Genomic DNA, 18,717 nt, shown 5'->3' with positions numbered 1-18,717 from the left:
ATATACATCCTAAAGCTGCAAACACTGGCTTATGTTTTTTGACGTCTAAGCCAGCGACTTTATTACTTTCAGCAGGTCATCATAATAGGCCGCACAGGCATCCAATCTCAACTGCGCGCCAAAATAGATTTCATCAAGGGCTTCGGCCTTGCGCGTAGCCAAAGGCGTCACCACATTGTCCAGCCACCCCCGAGCATGAACAACATCGATCTGAATATGTTCTCGATAATAAGAAGTATCCTGCTTGCGCAGCCCCAGTCGCTCACAACCTTGAGCAAGCTTTTCATATTGAGAAGGGCCCAGCAACTCCGTCATCGTCAACAAGCCAATCAGCTTATAATAGTGCTGACGATTTACAGCACCCAGCATGAAAGTATTAAACCCAGCCAAGTCTTACCAGTGACACTGTGATCTTCCGGTAATGGAATACCTCTTCGCACCAATAAATCCTTATATAAATTAACCTGTGCCAGGTGATCGCTGCCATGCCCGATCTCATCCCACAAATTCGTGCGTTTTCCCCTCTAGCACTTAACTCCGAGCCGTGAAGAGCCATAGCTAAGATGTCAAAAAGTGCAAATTTAAAGCACTATCGCCTTTAAAAAAGTAGCAAAGCTGTTGCTCATTCGCTTCCAAGGCGAGATAGTCGAATAACTCATGCCGTGACGCCTTGTGAGACGGGCAGACCTGCTTAAGAAAAGCTGGAAAAACCCCTCCCATAATCAATACCATTTCTTGCTACTTGCATTTTTTTCTTGCTCAATCCAGGACGCTCGATGAGACTTCTGATCCGAATCAAAGTAGGGTTGAATTGATTAATTGATGCTGATGACATCGGAGTGGCCGATGTGCTGACGATACATCTCGAACAAGATTGAGTGAATCGCCGCCTTACTTGCTTCGCATCCTTTTCGAAAATGCCAACTCGATGGCCTGTGTAGTAAGCTCTATCAGCGTTACTTCGCGAGCTTATTTTTCGAGAAAAAAACCGTCCAAATCAGACATCTGAATCAGATACATGATCTGTTCATCAAGGGGTTTGCTTGGCAGTGCGGGGACAAGGGGCGGGAAACTTCCATGATAAAAGCGCTCATTTAAAATCCTTTCTAAAATAAGTAAAAAAACGATAAACGATACAGACATGTTTCGCAATACATATTTATTGTTTTTCTCTTGATTATTTTGTAAATAGTTGATTTGCAATGTTTTTAAGGAAAAAGCATCCTTGGCACGGAAAGCAAAGAAACGGCCGAGGGTCCGCTTGCCCCCCCCTCACCACATAGAGGTGCGCTTTTAGCCAACCGAACGTGCGCTTGATGACGTTACGTTGCCGGTATTTGGGCCGACCAAATGGTGTGGTGGAGATTTTTCGCTTGATACCTTCCCGTTTCAGAAGCTGAAGAAAGCTCTCTGCTACGGCATTGTTATGACAGTTGCCTCGGCGACTCATGCTGGCAACCAAATTGTTCGCTTTCAAAAAACTGCGCCAATCGGAGCTGCTGTACTGGCCGCCTTGGTCGGAGCGAACCATCACCTCCTGTTTCGGTTTCGCCTCCAAACCGCCATCAATAGCGCATCAATGACCAAATCACTGGTCATTTGCGACTTCATTGACCAGCCAACGACCTGACGGGAAAACAGATCCAGCACCACAGCCAAATACAGCCAGCCTTCATACGTGCGAATGTAGGCGATGTCGGTCACCCAAACTTTGTTCGGCTCTAAGACATCGAACTGGCGCTTCAGTAAATTGGGTGAAGCCATGAATGCTGGATCAAACCCAGCAGCCGCTGGTCGTCTTTGGTGCGTGCAGATTGCGGCTCAGACAACCAGGCGTAATAACCACCGGGATGGACTTTCAGCGTCAGACAAACCGTCGAATGGAATAGTCTCCCGCTCGCTGCTTGATAAAGGCGTACTTCAGCCGCACTCCTTGGCAAAGTACGCGACGGCCTTTTTCAAGATGTCTCGCTCTTCAGTGACCCGCTTGAGTTCCGCTCGCAGACGACGCAGCTCTGCGTGTTGATCATCGTCCTGCTGCCGTTCTTCTTGAGGTTTGCTGTAGCGCTTTATCCAGGCATAGAGGCTATGCGTCGACACGCCAAGACGGGCCGCTACATCAGCGACGGGCAGCTTCTTTTCGGTCACTTGATTGACCTCAATGTAACCACCTTGAAGGTTCGCCAGGCAAGAAAGACTGCAGCAAAAGAATTCTCATCAGCAGCCAAGACGGCGAGACGATCCTCTCTTCGAGCGGCTCGAGGATCAATCCCCTTTGCGACCTGGGTACGCGCATTGTCACGAGCAAAACGAGCGTCTTTAAGGCTTAGCTCCGGATACATTCCCAAGGAGATGCGAGCCGGCTTACCTAACCAGGTGAAACAAAAATGCCAGCTCTTGGCACCTGTCGAACTGACGAATAGGTGCAAGCCGTCCATGTCCTTGAGGCTGTAATTTTTTCCGAAATTTTTTGCGTGGCGAACAGCCGTATCAGTCAAAGGCACATGTACAGCTCCTCGTCTCGATCGATTGAGGAGAGATGTACGGGTTCCAGCAATGCATCATCTATCTGAAAACTGGTACGTCCTGGGACCGGATTTCGATGTACGTTTTAATGTACAAAAAAAGCGTGGCCGGAGGTGGTTTTCAGTAGAAATCACTGGAACGAAAAAAGAGGCCGAAGCCTCTATTTTCAATGACTTACAGATTTCAGCAGACATCTGTAGATCAATATTTGGAGCGGGAAACGAGACTGGAATCCGCGCTCTTTCTCCTTGAGATTATTGATATTTTTTAGAGCTCTACACTTTCGATGTACCGGATGATGTACACATTATTTGAGATTAGAAAGAGATCATTTTCTACAAATCACTTCAGCATCTTCAGCGAGTCGCTGTCTAGTGGAACGCAAGCGGTTTCTCTAGCAGAGAAGTGCCGCACCTCCCCGTGCGGCGGTACCTGCCGTTACTGCCAGTTGCTGGCAATCACAGTGCTCAACGCCTCCTTATAGTTCTGCGGCAGCGACAGCTGACCCGCTGCGGGCGGTGCAAATGCTGCCATCGCACCGACCAGTTGATCAATCTGATTTTCCAGGAGGACCTTGCCATCGGCAGTACGAAACTGCTCGATGTGCGGGGCCTTTTCCAGGCTCCCCACTCCCTCGGACGACCATTTGGCAATCGTCACTTTATCAGCCGTGCCGATGATACTGACCTCTAGATCAAGGCCGTTTTTGCGGAACCATAGTTGGTCGGCAGAAATCCCCGTGCCGAATTGCAATACATCGGTGTTTACCTCGATGTCAAAATCATCAATGACATCGCCTCCGCCATCTTATGTACGACAAAGCCCTGATTATTCAGGGCTTTGTCGTTTCTGGGGTACACAGCTTCTGTCGCAGCGTTTCTGGATCGTTTCGGCCATTTCCGCAACCCTACCCTTTTGACACTACCGCGTTCTGCTCAAATCAAATTGCTCGCAACCAGATGTTTAGGGTGTTTGGCTGTGCTCGATAAGGCCGAAAGGAGTTAGTCACGCACGGCAGCTTTCGGCCGATTCTGTTGAAAAAGTCGGCCATGGTTTCCACAGTAGAAAAGTACGCGTTTGAGATTGAAATCTTAACATTGAGCAGTGGGGGCCGGGTTCAGATTTCGCGTAGCAACGCGCAAGAAAGGTGTTTTCATCGGTCAGTATCCGGGCCGTATGGAAGAACCGACTTTTTCAACAGAATCAGCCAGGAGCGGACGGTCAAATCAAACAGCTTTAGGCTGTGAGCGCAAACGTCCAGCAGGGCTCTCTGCGAGCTTGACCCATCCCTCTTACAGATGATATGTCGGTACCCGGGATTGCCATCGATAGGACCTGCTCTATGACCTACCTGTCTTCGTTGCTGCTCGATATCCCCGGCGTGGATCATGGTTTCGAGACTTCTGGAAATTTAACGCTGCCGGAAGGAACACGTTACTGTGCTCAGGCTCACGGTACGCACATCATCGATGCTGACGTGGAAGGGCGAGATGAACGTCCTGTCGCCGATGCACTGTTCTCGAGAGGAGTCCGGGGTGCGGTAGCGGTCATCACAGCCGATTGCTTGCCGGTTCTGGTTGCGTCGGTTGATCAACCATTTGTAGCGGCAATCCATGCCGGATGGCAGGGTTTGAAAGCAGGCATCCTCGGTAATTCGATAGGCCGGTTAGAGAAAGAAGGTGCTTCTCTTGCTGGATTGCGAATAGTGATAGGCCCATCCATCGGCCCCTGTTGTTATGAGGTAAACAGGAAGTTTGTCGAGGGTATTGAACATGCCGACAGCCATCTTTGGCAAAACGATTCTCCGCCATGGACGCCCCACAGAGTGCCACCCGCAAGTGCGCCTTGGGTCGAACCTGAGGTCACACATAACGAAGCTTGGTTCGATCTACGAAAATATGCGCTGCACCACTTGGTGGCGAGTGGTGTGAGTATTGAACAGATTCAGGTGCTTGAACATTGTACTTATTGCCACAGCGCTGATCTGGGCAGCTATCGGCGGCGGAGCCATCAAGTCGAGCCTAAATCCTTCCAGTATTCCTGGATAAGACGTTATCGGGATCCGGTTTGCTGAATGGTGATTTCAGCCGGTCGCGACAGGCAGAAATCGGCCAATAGGCCCTTCGGACTTGCCCCGAAAGCCCGGCTGCTGACCAGTCAATGCAGATAACGAAAACTATGCATGTTAATCGGAGTATCGGCTTTAATGTCGGTGCAGATTCACCTGCTCACGGCGCAGGATTTCTATAATTTGCGAGATGTGATGCACGCTATCGGTGGGTTCCAGATTCTGAACCCCTATCTAAATCAAGGAAGACAACCCATTGAAAACAGCTCTCGGCGCCCTGCTTTTAACCTGTCTGACGACCAACGCTCTCGCTGACGTCAACTCTGTCGGCTTCCAATCCTACACCCTGCCGGACCCACACAATGAGCGTCCGCTGGAGATGGTCGTCTGGTATCCCAGTACAACGACCGTCACCCCACAGTTGATCGGCGACGATGTGGTGTTTGTCGGTGCTTCTGCGGTTCGCAACGCGCGCCCCTCTGCTGGCGAGCACCCATTGGTGGTGCTCTCCCATGGATTCAGAGGCAATTGGAACAATCAGAACTGGTTGGCGAGTGCATTGGCCCATAAAGGTTACATTGTCGCAGCGGTCAACCACCCCGGCACCACGACCCATGATCGAAGCCCGCAAGCGGCGGCGCAGTTATGGCAGCGGCCCATTGACCTGCATCGGGCCATTGAGGCGGTCACCACTCAACCTGAAAAATTTGGCGTGGTCACAAAGCGTCAAATTGCTGTAGTAGGCCATTCACTCGGCGGCTGGACTGCAATGGAGATCGCCGGCGCTCGTTTCGACCCGGCCCTGTTTGCCCGTGACTGCAAACTCCATCCGCAGTTATCCAGTTGCACCAATTATCAAAAGATCAACCCTGAGAGTACTCCGGCATTAAAGGCTGGTCTGGCCGGCGATTTGCGCGATCAACGCGTCACCGCTGTGGTTTCTTTGGACCTGGGACTCTCGCGCGGGATGACAGATGAGAGCCTTGCGGCACTGCCGGTGCCGGTGCTAGTTATCGCTGCCGGCGCACCATCGGTGGAACTGCCTGCTCAGTTGGAGTCCGCCAACCTGGCCACACGCCTGCCCCAAGCGTCCAGCCGCTATGTCGAGATCAGTGACGCCAGCCATTTCAGCTTCTTGCCGATTTGCAAACCAGGTGCAGTGGCATTGCTCGAAGAGGACATTCCTGGCGATGGCATCATTTGCGGGGATGGCGACAATGCTCGCCCGCGCGAGGTAATCCAACAGCAGGTTACGTCACTGATCACCGAGTTTTTGACGCAGTCCGCGAACAACAAAGTGGAGCTCTAGGATTGCTGGCACTCGGCAACTCAGCAGACCTGAAATTTGCGTAGGAGCGCAATTTTTGTGTCGAATCCAGCCACCTATTACGATCAAAAACGTTTTTACACAGCCTCGGCCAAAAGCAGACCTTCAACGAGCAGCCCGGTTAGAATCTGCGACTTCTTCTCACAAGCTAAAGAGGTACTGCTCAGTGTTTAACCGCTATGTCGCCTCCCGCGAGAGGATGACCCAGGACTTAGGCAATGCACGTTTGCTGATTGGTCAGCGACTTTCCGTGTTATTGCATGACCAGTATTACTTCAACGATGAGAAGTGTCTGGAAGACAGAGGATCGTTAATGTGGCGGTGTGGCGAACATCATACCGTTTCGATGTACCTGCTAACTGATGGGGAAAGTGTCGGGGCTGATCTATCAGATCTAGTCCTCCCCGCGCCCTTCAAGCTTGACGCAGCTAGCGCCTGTTTGTGGCGTAGAGAAAATCTGCTTTCCGGTTTATCCGCCCTCTCTCTTGAAGGAAAGATCATCACTGAGGTTCAAGGAGTCGTCGACAAAGGGCGGGACCAGGAGGCTCGGCTAGTAGCCTTCAAAATCACCTTCGAGACCAGCGACTACCTGATTTATCTGAACCGGGGTGACAATGCAGTCGTGCTGATCAACGAAGCGCCCGAGTATGTGGCGGGTATCGAAACCAGCTTGGTGACTTTACTGGGATGACAGCTTTGGGTCGTTTTCAGCCGGTCGTGGAAGGCAGAAATCGGCCAAAAGCTGACGATACTGTGATGCATTGATAGTCTGTATACGCGCTCAGTCGAGTAGGCCTTTTCCTCATAAACTACTCAGGCTCCACACGCAACACCGAACGCATGACACAAGGATATCCCGATGACACTGGCTGACTTGCAACGGCTATCCGTATCTCAAAGCGAACTGGTTCTTCCCTATCGCCACGCGATTACAGCTTTGCAACTCCTGGAGGCAACCGGCGCTATCCTGATGGGATGGGAGGGGTGGTTACGCTACCCAGACGGCAGGTTGGGACATTCCGACATGCACCAAGGCACCACTGACACTTCAGCGCTTTCTTCATCAGAGGCGTATAGCTGGGCCAAAGCCTCCGTGAGCCTGTCGCAAAAGGAACACGAACTCCAGAACGAGACTACCGATATCAAGCTGCTTTTTTGCATCATTGTGAATGCTTGAAAATGCGCCGCTGAATGATTTAGCCAATCTGTTTCGTCGACCGGTTGAATCCGGCCAGGAACGGACGATCGAGTCTAGTGAAAAGCTCAGTATTAGGAGTGAAGCAATGCAATGTAGTTGTGGCAGTCGGCGACCTCGTAGAGATTGGTCATAACTATGCGGAGTTTGTCGCTGGTTTACGCTGCCTTGAGATAGGCCAATGGATCAAACTATTGCAGTGCCTTGATTGTGGTCAGTTTTGGCGAACGGATGAATGGGATAAATACTGTAGTGGTCTAATGAAACCGGACACCCATTTAGGCGAGAATACTCGCCAGATCGAGGTGTCAAATGACCAAACAACGCCGTTCCTTTTCTGCTGAGTTCAAACGCGAGGCTGCCGACCTCGTGCTCAAGCAAAACTACAGCTACATCGAAGCCAGCCGTTCACTCGGCGTCGGCGAGTCTGCGCTACGCCGCTGGGTCGAGCAGGTTCAGCAAGAGCGTCAAGGTGTCACCCCGCAAAGCAAAGCACTGACCCCGGAACAGCAAAAAATTCAGGAACTGGAAGCTCGTATCGCTCGACTTGAGCGAGAGAAATCCATCTTAAAAAAGGCTACCGCGCTCTTGATGTCGGAAGATCATGAGCGTACGCGCTGATCAATCAGCTGAGCTTCCATGAGCCGATTGATTGGCTGTGCAAAGTGTTTGAAATCACCCGCTCAAGTTACTACGCCCACCGCCTCAAACGCCGAACGCCTGATGTCGAACGACTTCGGTTGCGCAGCCGGGTGAGCGAGTTGTTTTCACAAAGTCGCAGTGCTGCCGGCAGCCGTAGCCTTCTCTCGTTGATGCGTGACGATGGTGAGCAACTCGGTCGGTTCAAAGTGCGTAGCTTGATGCGTGAGCTTGACCTCGTGAGCAAACAGCCAGGTTCTCATGCCTATAAACGAGCGACGGTCGAACGGTTGGATATCCCGAACATCTTGAGTCGGGAGTTCGATGTCCCGGCCCCCAACCAGATGTGGTGCGGCGACATCACCTATATTTGGGCCCAGGGGAAATGGCACTATCTCGCTGTAGTGCTGGATCTTTGCGCGCGCCGGGTAGTGGGCTGGGCGCTGTCGGAAAAGCCGGACGCCGATCTGGTTATCAAGGCGCTGGACAAGGCCTACGAACAGCGTGGAAGGCCTCAAGGGCTAATGTTTCACTCGGATCAAGGGTCGCAATATGCGAGCCGCCTGTTTCGCCAGCGGCTCTGGCGTTATCGCATGCGTCAGAGCATGAGTCGTCGAGGAAATTGCTGGGACAACGCACCGATGGAGCGGGTGTTCCGCAGCTTGAAAACTGAATGGATACCGACCGTGGGCTACAGAACTGCTCAAGAAGCCCAGCGCGATATCAGCCATTTCTTGATGCATCGGTACAACTGGATTCGGCCCCATCAATTCAACGATGGGCTGGCGCCAGCTCGGGCCGAAGAAAAACTTAACATCGTGTCCGGGATTAGTTGACCACTACAATTCCGCGAGATGAGGGAAGCGCCTTTCTATTTCCAGGCCAAGGCAAATCAGGAGTTATGCGCGCAAACGCAGTACGAACGCTCCTGCATGGCTTGGGGTACAAGCACATTACGCGACACGGCTTTCGATCTTCGTTCAGAGATTGGGCAGGAGAATGTACTCACTATCCGCGTGAGGTTTGCGAAATGGCATTAGCACACGACGAACGTGACCAAACCGAAGGCGCGTATTCGCGCTCAGACTATCTCGACAGCGCCGTCAACTCATGAATGATTGGGTGAAATTCCTGATCAAGTTTCGGCCTAACAGCCTTTTTTCCATAATGAGGGTACCTGGATCAAAAATTGATGGCAGGTCACTTCGTCTATTGAAGATATGGTTCAAGACTTATCAGAATCAAGCAATATGCCAACCTCCTATCACCCGCGCTATTTTGAGAATCTAACTGCCGCGCCTAAAGGCGCGGCAGTTAGGAATGCTATTGCCAGTTGCTGGCAATCACTGCATTCAACGACGTTTGATAGTTCTGTGGTAATGAGGTCTCACCCGGTGCCGGTGGCGCGAAAGCGGCCATGGCGCCTACCAGTTGATCGACCTGGTTTTCCAACAGGACTTTGCCATCGGCGGTGCGGAACTGCTCGATGTGCTGGGCCTTCTCCCAGCTACCCGGCCCCCAGAACGACCATTTGGAGATCGTCACTTTATCGGCGGTGCCAATGACACTCACTTCCAGGTCCCAGCCATTTTTACTGAACCAGAGTTGATTGGCGGAAATACCGGCACCGAATTGCAACACATCGGTGTTGGCGTCCGGGTCGAAATCGTCAATATCATCCTGACCATCCCCACGCTCGAATCGATAAAGATCATTACCGCGATCCCCACTCAACTGATCGTTGCCTGTTCCACCTATCAGGGTGTCGGAGCCTGTATCACCAGACAACCGGTCATCACCCGCCCCACCCAGCAAGGTGTCGGAGCCTTCGCCACCGCTCAGTTCATCGGCACCGTTGCCACCCGACAGCGTGTCGTTACCGCCCAACCCGTAAAGTTTGTCATTGCCGTCAAGGCCACTTAACGAGTCAGCCAGCGCATCCTCGCCGAACAGTGCATCGCTACCCGAAGTTGCCGTGCCCTTGGTCATGCTCTTGATGGTGTCGGCACTCCAGAGGGTTCCGTCGTCGAACTGGATCTGTTCGATCCGATACGCGCTGTTCGAGAACCAGCCGGAAGCGGTCAGCTTGTCGGTCGTTCCTGCAATGCCCACGAAAAGGTCGTAGGTATCACGACTGAGTTGGATATCGGACGGCTTGAGGCCTGCCCCTACCTTGATCGTATCCAGGTTACCCACCGAAGAGTCGTAGTCACTTATCCAATCCTGCCCGACCCCGCGGTAAAACTGGTAGGTATCGTTGCCGGCATCCCCATAAAGGGAATCATTGCCGGCGCCACCATCGAGCGTGTCCATGCCCGCGCCACCAAAGAGCTTGTCGCTGCCGGCGCCACCGTTCAGTGTGTCATTGCCCGACAATCCGTAGAGCGAGTCATCACCACCCAGTCCATTGAGGATATCGGCGCTGGACTCGTCGCCTTGCAGGACATCATTGCCCTCACTCGCCACGCCCTTGGACAGGGTCGTCAGGGTTGCGGCGTCCCAGAGCGTGCCGTCGGCGAACTGAACCTGTTCAACCTGCGAGTCCGTGGAAAGGAACCATTCGTTGACGGTCAGCTTGTCGGTGGTACCGAGGATCGTCAGTTCCAGGTTGTAGCCCACGCGAGCAACCTTGATGTCGCCTGGGCTGATCCCTTGGGCCAACTTGATCACGTCAAGATTGCCCCTGGTCCAGTCGCGATCGGAAATCAGGTCCTGGCCACCACCACGCTGGAAGAGATAGGTGTCGTTGCCGGAGCCGCCGTACAGCAAGTCATTGCCCGCCCCGCCGTCCAGCGTATCCAGCCCCATCCCACCGTCAAGCGTATCCTGACCCGCTCCACCGTTGAGCACATCGTTGCCGGCCAGGCCAGACAATTTGTCATCACCGTCAAGCCCGTCCAACCGATCGTTGGCTTCGTCACCGATCAACGTATCGGCGCCATTGGTGGCGACCTCTACCGACAGGCGCTTGAGATCACTGACGGACCAGACGGTGCCGTCTACGAACTCGACGCGTTCAACCTGATAGTTGGCGTCGGTGTAGCTGTAGATGGTCATCCGGTCAGTGGTGTTCTTGATGGCGAGGTAAACATCGCTCCCCTCACGCTTGACGATGACATCGCCGGGATTGATGTCGGCGGCGACCTTGATCGTATCGCTGTTTCCAGCCATCGAGTCGAACTCGCTGATAGTGTCCTGGCCCATACCCCGATAAAACATATAGGTATCGTTGCCTGCGCCCCCCGACAATCGATCGTTACCGAGACCACCATCGAGGCGGTCATTGCCGTAATCGCCACTCAGATAATCGTTACCCGCGCCACCATTGAGGATGTCATTGCCATCCCCCCCGCCCAGCGAGTCGTTACCGGCGCCGCCTTCCAGTCGGTCGTCACCTGCCTCACCGTAGACCTTGTCATCCCCCTCAAGCCCATCGAGTACATCGGCCCCGATGTCGCCAAACAACGTATCGGCAGCGCTGCTGGCGACGCCTTTGGTCATTTGCTTGAGGGCGTCAACTCCCCAGACTGTTCCATCGGCGAACTCGACGCGCTCCACGATGTAATTCGAATTACTGAAGAAGGTGATCGACAATTTATCGGTCGTGCCTTTGATCGCCAGCGTGAGGTAAGTCTGGTCCCGGCTGACGATCACATCTGCCGGAGCAATATCGGCCGCGACCTTGATGGTGTCGACGTTTCCGACCGTCGAGTCAAAATCGGTGACGCTGTCCTGGCCCATGCCTCGGTAGAATCGATAGGTGTCATTACCAGAATCGCCACGCAGGCTGTCATTGCCGGCGCCACCGTCCAAGGTGTCGTTGCCGTCGCCACCGGAGATCCAGTCGGCGCCATCACCGCCGTTCAGCACATCGTTACCTTCCCGACCGTAAATCGAGTCATCACCGCCCAGCCCGTTGATGACGTTGCCCGAGGCATCGCCGTTGAGGCTATCGGCAGCCGCGGTGCCGTTGGTGACGGCTTGGGCATTGACCACGATGTCGAACACGTCACTGGCCACGGCAGCAGACAGGTCCACTGCTGAAACCTTGACCGAGACGGTTCCGGCCTGCGCGGGCGTGCCGCTGAAGGTGCGAGTGGCCGCATCGAATACCAGCCACGCAGGAAGCGCCGAACCGTTGGCCAACGTCGCCTGGTAGCTCAGCCGGTCCCCGGCATCGATATCCGTGAACGTGGTTGCCGGCAGCGCGAACGTCAAAGGCGCTCCCTCGACGACGGATTGGTCGGCAATGGCCTTGACCAGGACCGGTGCATCGTTGGTATTACTGACTTGGACTTCAAAGCTATCGCTGACCGACAACCCCGCCTTGTCGGTTGCCGTGACCCGGATAGATACATTACCCACAGCGTCATTGCCAGGCGTACCGCTGAACGTGCGCGTCTTGGCGTCGAAACTCAACCAGGCAGGCAATGGCTTGCCGTCGACGAGGGTTGCGCTCAGTTGGAGAGCGTCGCCCGTATCCGCGTCGACAAAGGCATTGGCCGCCAGCGTCAGGACGAAAGCGCTGTCCTCGGCGACCTTCTGGTCGACAATCGCGGTCGATACGGTTGGCGCCCGATTGGCCTGGGTCGACAGCGTCGCGGTGTTCCAGACCGTCCCGTTGGCGAACTCGATACGCTCGACGCTATGACCGCGAGCGGCCGTCCAGCCGGAGATGATTTGCTGGCCGTCATTCAGGCGCAGCACCATGCCCTGGGCGGAATGGTCGACAGCGACATCGCTTTCCTTGATACCCGCTTCGAACACGATGGTGTCAATGCCGCCAGCCGCTTCCAGATCTTCACTGATGTGATCCTGGCCATGGCCGACACCGAATACGTAGCGATCGTCGCCCCTGCCACCTTGCAGGAAGTCATCGCCCGCAGCCCCATACAAGCGGTTATTGCGTTCGTTGCCGATCAGTTCGTTCCCCAGCTCGTTACCGCTGGCATTCAAGGCCGGACCGGACAAGGTCAATGCCTCGACATTGGCCGCCAAGGTGTAGTCGAGGGTGGAAATCACCTTGTCATTGCCGCCGTTGAGGTCTTCCACGACGGCGTCACCGGCGTTATCCACGAAGTACGTGTCGTTGCCCAGGCCACCGATCATCCGGTCAGCGCCTTGGGCGCCGTCGAGACGGTTATCGGCAACGTTGCCACGCAGGACATTGTTGGCCGCGTTGCCCGTGGCATTGATCGCCGCGTTACCGGTCAGGCTCAGGTTTTCCAGGTGATTGGCCAGCGTAAAGGAGACCGAGGAATTGACGGTATCGGTGCCCGCGCCTTCGGATTCGACGATCCGGTCGGAACCGTCATCCACGCCATAGGTATCGTCGCCCAGGCCGCCGATCATCACATCAGAGCCGCCGGCGCCATTGAGAATGTTGTTTGCGCTATTGCCAACCAAACGGTTGGAGAGCTCGTTACCGGTCCCATTGATGGCGGCACTGCCCAGTAACTGCAAAGACTCCACCTCACTGGCCAGGACATGGCTGACACTGGACTTGACCACGTCATAGCCACCGCCTACGACTTCCTTGATGACATCACCCACGTTATCGACGATGTAGGTATCGTCCCCCATCCGCCCTTCAAGGACATCGGCGCCTGCACCCCCGTCGAGCGTGTTGCCTCCGGCATCGCCGATCAACAGATCATTCGCGCCGGTACCGCTCAGCAGCACCTTGGGCTGCGTGACCGCTTGGCCGAAAATGAAATTGGCCGCAGAGAGCTGACCAGCAGTCACGCCTTTAAGCGTGATGTACTGAGTACCGCTGGCCATCGTGCCCAGCCAGACCCGCAGATAGACCTCGCCGTCGACGGTCACGTTGCTGAAGTTCAAGTCAGCAAAACTGTGTACCGCGCGAATCTGCGAAAGATCGATCTTCTCGTTGGCATTGGCGACTTCGAAGTCATCGATCAGGTTGCCCATGATCCCCTGCGAGGCACTGGCCAGAAGGTCTTCGACCAGCACAAAACGATCATTACCGGCACCGCCCGCGACGGAGGCACCGGTGTGCGTCGCGGCGCCACTCAGGTTGATGTTCGGTGACAGCACGGTGGTGAAGGCATGGTCCTCGATGGCCTGGTCACCTTCGAGGTAGAGGACATCGTTGCCGGCGTCACCGCCCAGGTAATCCAGCCCGACGTCGCCACGCAATACATCATCGCCAGCGCCACCCCGGATGACATCGTAGCCTTCGCCTCCGCTGATAATGTCATTGCCACCCACGGTCGAGGCCGTCGAAGACTCTCCAACCAGTACATCGTCACCCTGGCCACCTACGATCGTATCGGCACCGGTGCCGCCAAATACGCGCTCGCCACCATCGTGGGCCCAATACAGGAAACTACCGGTCACGTCCGGCAGATTGCGCTCGGTATTGGCACCGCTGAGCCCGAAACCGTAGCCAGAAGCCTGCTCCAACCGACTCAGGCGCACACCTTCCGGGATGTGAACGAAGTTCTTTAGCGTCAGGCCTTCGGACTGAACGTTCTTGAGTAGCAGGACTTGCCCATCCGCCAGGCTCAACCGAGTGTCGGCGCCTTGTTGGGTAATGGTCGCCGCCGTATAGACCTCGTCATCAAAGCCGGACAGAACGATTCGGTCAGTACCGATCACAAAATCAGTGACGGTGTCGACGTCGCCCGCGGCCTTGTCGATCACGAAATAATCCGTGTCAGCACCGCCGGTCAAGGTGTCGCTGCCCTTGCCGCCGATGAGCGTATCGACGCCGGCACCACCCGACAACACATCGTCACCACGACCACCGGAGAGATGGTTGTCCGCAGCGTTACCAATCAGCGTGTCGGCGAATTCACCCCCGATCAGGTGCTCGATCTGCGCGGCATTGGTGATCGCCAAGCGAGCGCCGGCCAGGGTGGCCTCGCCTTTAGACAAATCGATCACACTGGCACTGGAGATCGCCGCCGCGTTGATCGTGTCCTGACCACCGTCGGTGTCGTTAAGCGCATTGCGCCCGCCCGAAGCGGCCAGTTGGGCGTACTCGTTGGTGTACACATACTGGTCGTCAATCGTATCGCCCTTGCCGTAGACGTTCAGGCTCCAGCTATTGAGCGTCCCGGTATCGCCGGTCACACTGTCGATCACTTGCAGCGTCCAGTTCCCTTGCACCGCTTCGCCACGCAGCAGAGCCGTGCCAAAGACGTAGTTCAAGGTGTTCTGACCGTCAAAATCGGCATTCCCCCGATCCGTCGCCGCGCTGCCCGGGGCTTTGCCCGGACGATTCATCAGGATGGATTCGGTGCCCGACGGCGAGATCAACTTGAGAATCAGGTCCCCTGGCCGCGCATGGCTCAGGTTGACCTTGACCTCGACATGCTCGGCCAAAATGTCGACCGCTCCCATCGTCAGCGAATGGCTGATGCCGGCGCCCTGTCCGTCGGTAATCGCGCGATTGAGCACGCCGGATTCCAGCGGGTTTGTCAGGCGCAACTCATTACCCAACGTCTGCTGGATGTTCCAGGTTTCCGCCAAACGCACGGCGGCCCGGGCATCGACTTCGCCATAACCGTAGTCGTGGCTGACGTGCATGCCGCCGCCGTTCCAGTTCTGGCTACCGTTGGTCTGCCACGAGGTCGTGGGGTCGTTCACCTTGCGGGCCGAAATCGCCAGGATCTGCTGCACATCGCGATAACCCAGCTCCGGATTGGCTTCCAACATCAAGGCCACGATGCCGGAGACGATGGGGGCCGCAAAGCTGGTGCCTTGGGAAACGCTGGTGTCGCCACCGAACGTGGACCCGTTGTCGTTCTGTACCAGGCGTGAGGTCGACGTGACGTTCGAGCCTGGTGCGCTGACCAGGATGCTGGCGCCAGGGCTGGAAAATGGCTTGCCGCCCAGCTGCAACGCACCCAGGTCGGTGGTGGCGTTGATCGCGCCGACCACGATGCTGCTGCGGGTGTTGGAGACGTTCGAGTAGTTGGTGTTACCGCCCTTCTCCCGGTCGTTGCCGCCCGCCGTGACAATCACCGTGCCCAAACCGTGGCGTCCTTCGTCGATGGCCTGGTAATAGGCCGTCGGCAACGTTCCCAGCTCGGTGGGGCTGAACTTCAGGTCGAAGTGAAAGTTGCTGCCCCAGCTGTGGTTCACCACATCGTATTCATACATGTGGGACATGTTGCTGAAGTCGTCTTTATTGACCCAGTAACCGGCCACCGTGGCGTCGTAGGCGACACCGACACTGCCCTCGCCATTGCGGGCGGCGACCATCACCCCGGCGACGAGGGTCGCGTGGTCGCTGAACTTGCCACCGCTGCCCTCACCCGCCATCTGCCCCGGCGTGGCGTTGGCCAGCCAGTTCTGGTCGATGTTGTCCTTCAGGTCGGCGTGCCGGTAATCCAGGATCTCCTTGGTGGTGCCGAACGGACTGTTGGTCTCGATCTCGGCGATCCTGACACCTTTGCCGGTGTAGTCTTTCCAGACCGGCAGGATGTTCGCCTGGGACAGGTACCACTGATCAGTCACCAGCGGATCGTCGGGCAGGTCCGATGTCTTCAGATAGACAGCGGCACGCATCGTCGCGCTTTCGCCGGTGCCCATGTTGACGATCGTACTGGCCTCGTTGCCTTTGGCATCGGCGACGGTGTACTTGAAACCCATGATGCCGGTGAAGGTGGCGTCCGGCGTGAACAGCACGTCACCGGCCTGGGTCACGACCGCCGTTCCGCCCACCACATCGAACAAGCCCGTGATGTGCAACGCGTCATGCTGCCAATCGATGTCGTTCTGCAGCAGTTGTTCCTTGCCGATCAAGTGCGCGCTGGTGCGCTCGAACGCCACACCGTTCTTGTCCTTGCCCAGGACATCCTTGACCAGCAGCGCATTCTCCATGCCCTCGCTGGTCGCGGTCGGGATCTCCACCAGCTTCAGGTTCTTGAAGTTGGCTTTCTCGACGTTCTGCAAGAAGTCGGTACCATCGCGGCCCGCCACGGTATCGCTGATCCAGACGCCTTCGGCGGTCCGGGTAATGCGGTAATCGCTAAAATCGCCGGACAACTCGATGACGTCTACACCGTCACCGCCACTGATCGTATCGTCACCCTCGCCGCCGATCAGAACATCATCGCCGGCGCCGCCACTCAGATTATCGTCATCCAGACCGCCATCAATCAGATCGTTGCCTTCCCCGCCCAGGACCTGATCTCGCCCGCGGTGACCGCGCAGCACATCATTACCGGCACCGCCGCTGATGAAGTCTTCTCCATCCTCGCCGGATAAGGCATCGTTGGCTGACCCACCCACCAGGACATCATCACCGTCACCACCGCGCATATAGACTGTGCTGTGTCCGCCCGCGATAAAAACATCATTACCCCGGCCGCCCTGCGCGATCTCGATTTCAGCTTCGGTCAGATTGAGGGTGACACCTCGGTCGCCAATCACCTGAACAATATCGGTACCGGCACCGCCGTGGATATTGACCGCCAGATCATCGGCATCGATCAACAGCACGTCGTCCCCGGCACCCGCCTGGAAGCTGTCACTGCCTTGCCCGCCGGCCAACCAGTTACTTCCGGCATCGCCAAGCAGGACGTCGCGACCCACACCACCACTGGCATTGCTGACGCCCTTTTGCGCGACATCAATGGTTTCCCCTGACGTAGAGGAGGAGGCATAAGCGCTGACCGGGGCTACCTCGCCCCCGCCCTGAGTCGAAACGACAGTGCCATTGCCACTGGCGCTGAATGTATGCCCGTTGGGGTTGGCCAGGAAATTGGCCGCAATCGCTTCCTTACTGATACCGTTTTGCACGAACGTGCCACGGGCCAACACTTCGTTGCCATCGCGGACTTCGCCGTTTTGCACGGTGTTGGCGAGATTGATGCTGGTAATGCCAAGCTCGCTCAAGGTGCGAACTTCGCTGACCTCCCCGGCATCGACAGCATTGTTGCCGTTGCTATCTACCCAGTTTTTACCGTCGTGATTCGCGTCGACCCACACCTTCACGCTGGACCAAGCGTCATCACGATTATCAAAAAGGTTGTCGCCATTGCTGTCGAGGCTTTTCAGCGCGGCAAAACCATTGGCAAAAGGCTTTTCTCCCGTGTTTCCGCCGGTGCCAGCTGCCCCGCCGAAGTACTCGGAAAGGGTTTCGCTGATGTTGTCGATCTTGCCATTGTTGTTGCGATCGACAACGACGATTCCGTCCTGCGCACTGACCCAGCCAGTTTCCTCGAGGCTGCCGCCATCATTATCGACGTCGAAGAGCACCGGGTTGCTGAGATAGTCAGTCAACCGAACGCCGTCACCATTGAGATCGAGCACCAGCGGGTCAGTCGGAAGCGTCAGGCGCGCCTGGGCATTACCGGAGTTGAGCCATGCGCCTGCCTGCCCTGAGTTACTGCCGAATGAAATCCCGTTGCTGGCACCGCGCAGGCTGAAATCGAAGACTTCCTTGACGGTGTTCACGTTACCCGGCCGATAACCATCGGCGAGAATCTGCGTCGCCGCAGCAGCAAAGGTGTTGTTGACCCAACTACCCTGTATCTGATTGACGTTCAGTTTGTTTGGATCATAGGTGATTGCCCAACCACCACCATTGCGGACCAATCCATCTGCCACTTGTGCGGCACTTTGCTCGTGATCTGTTGCGCCTTTCTCAACCACCGCACCAGCGGTATTGATATTGAGGTTGAAGAAGTTATCGCTGACGGAGGGTATAGGCGTGGCACCTATATATTTTTTTATTTGTTCGGCGTTCTCAAGATAGACCTGTCCACCGCTGGTACCTCCGCCTGGCTTTGGAGCATATTGAGCATCCGGAAACTCTGAAAAAAACTGTTCAGCTTTCCCGACAGCCCACTCTTCACCATTATTATAATAAGTAATTAAAATCGCATCTTTGGTGTCCTGATCGTATCCAGCCCATGCGGAAGCAGCCTTAACCGAATAAAATTCATTTGCCTCCACCAGCATAAGGCCGGCAAACTTTAGACTCAG

The 18,717-nt window shown here is 55.6% G+C and carries 8 protein-coding genes and 3 pseudogenes; 6 read left to right on the top strand and 5 right to left on the bottom strand.

The window, feature by feature from the left end:
- Positions 1-45 precede the first annotated feature (45 nt).
- The 4 genes and pseudogenes from J3D54_RS21155 to J3D54_RS21140 all read right to left on the bottom strand — a co-directional run bounded on the left by J3D54_RS21155 (position 46) and on the right by J3D54_RS21140 (position 3,279).
- A complete protein-coding gene (locus J3D54_RS21155; RefSeq protein ID WP_253422344.1) occupies positions 46-390 on the bottom strand; it encodes an iron-containing redox enzyme family protein in 345 nt (114 codons plus the stop codon).
- 973 nt (positions 391-1,363) lie between these two features.
- Positions 1,364-2,187: pseudogene (locus J3D54_RS21150) on the bottom strand (IS3 family transposase); the annotation flags it as partial.
- Positions 2,145-2,504, bottom strand: a complete 360-nt coding sequence (locus J3D54_RS21145; protein ID WP_253422342.1) for an Arm DNA-binding domain-containing protein — start codon at positions 2,502-2,504, stop codon at positions 2,145-2,147. The pseudogene J3D54_RS21150 and the gene J3D54_RS21145, both read right to left, overlap by 43 nt.
- 460 nt (positions 2,505-2,964) lie before the next feature.
- On the bottom strand, positions 2,965-3,279 hold the full coding sequence (locus tag J3D54_RS21140; RefSeq protein WP_253422341.1) for a calcium-binding protein: 315 nt from the start codon (positions 3,277-3,279) through the stop codon (positions 2,965-2,967).
- A 589-nt stretch (positions 3,280-3,868) separates the two neighbouring features.
- On the opposite strand from J3D54_RS21140, the gene J3D54_RS21135 reads away from it, so the two are divergent.
- The 6 genes and pseudogenes from J3D54_RS21135 to J3D54_RS21110 all read left to right on the top strand — a co-directional run.
- Complete coding sequence (locus tag J3D54_RS21135; protein ID WP_253422340.1) at positions 3,869-4,600, top strand: polyphenol oxidase family protein; 732 nt, start codon at positions 3,869-3,871, stop codon at positions 4,598-4,600.
- 250 nt (positions 4,601-4,850) lie between these two features.
- The gene (locus J3D54_RS21130; RefSeq protein WP_253422339.1) at positions 4,851-5,903 is read left to right on the top strand and encodes an alpha/beta fold hydrolase; all 1,053 of its coding nucleotides are present in this window, start codon (positions 4,851-4,853) and stop codon (positions 5,901-5,903) included.
- Positions 5,904-6,087: 184 nt separating this feature from the next.
- The gene (locus J3D54_RS21125; protein WP_253422338.1) at positions 6,088-6,612 is read left to right on the top strand and encodes a hypothetical protein; all 525 of its coding nucleotides are present in this window, start codon (positions 6,088-6,090) and stop codon (positions 6,610-6,612) included.
- A 168-nt stretch (positions 6,613-6,780) separates the two neighbouring features.
- Positions 6,781-7,098: a hypothetical protein gene (locus J3D54_RS21120; protein ID WP_253422337.1), complete on the top strand. Its 318-nt coding sequence runs from the start codon at positions 6,781-6,783 to the stop codon at positions 7,096-7,098.
- A 330-nt stretch (positions 7,099-7,428) separates the two neighbouring features.
- Positions 7,429-8,591, top strand: a pseudogene (locus J3D54_RS21115) (IS3 family transposase).
- 8 nt (positions 8,592-8,599) lie between these two features.
- Positions 8,600-8,877 (top strand): annotated as a pseudogene (locus J3D54_RS21110) (tyrosine-type recombinase/integrase); the annotation flags it as partial.
- Positions 8,878-9,078: 201 nt separating this feature from the next.
- On the opposite strand, the gene J3D54_RS21105 reads toward J3D54_RS21110, so the two are convergent.
- Positions 9,079-18,339, bottom strand: coding sequence for a calcium-binding protein (locus tag J3D54_RS21105; RefSeq protein WP_253422336.1), 9,261 nt, complete (start codon positions 18,337-18,339; stop codon positions 9,079-9,081).
- Positions 18,340-18,717: the final 378 nt, after the last annotated feature.

Source organism: Pseudomonas sp. GGS8 (assembly GCF_024168645.1).
Taxonomy (GTDB): domain Bacteria; phylum Pseudomonadota; class Gammaproteobacteria; order Pseudomonadales; family Pseudomonadaceae; genus Aquipseudomonas.
The sequence above is the reverse complement of the archived record's forward strand: the minus strand, read 5'-3'. Positions and strand labels throughout refer to the sequence as shown.

Bases quoted from the DNA above. Each gene is read 5' to 3' on its own strand.
- J3D54_RS21135 (WP_253422340.1), top strand. From the start codon at position 3,869: ATGACCTACCTGTCTTCGTTGCTGCTCGATATCCCCGGCGTGGATCAT.
- J3D54_RS21120 (WP_253422337.1), top strand. From the start codon at position 6,781: ATGACACTGGCTGACTTGCAACGGCTATCCGTATCTCAAAGCGAACTG.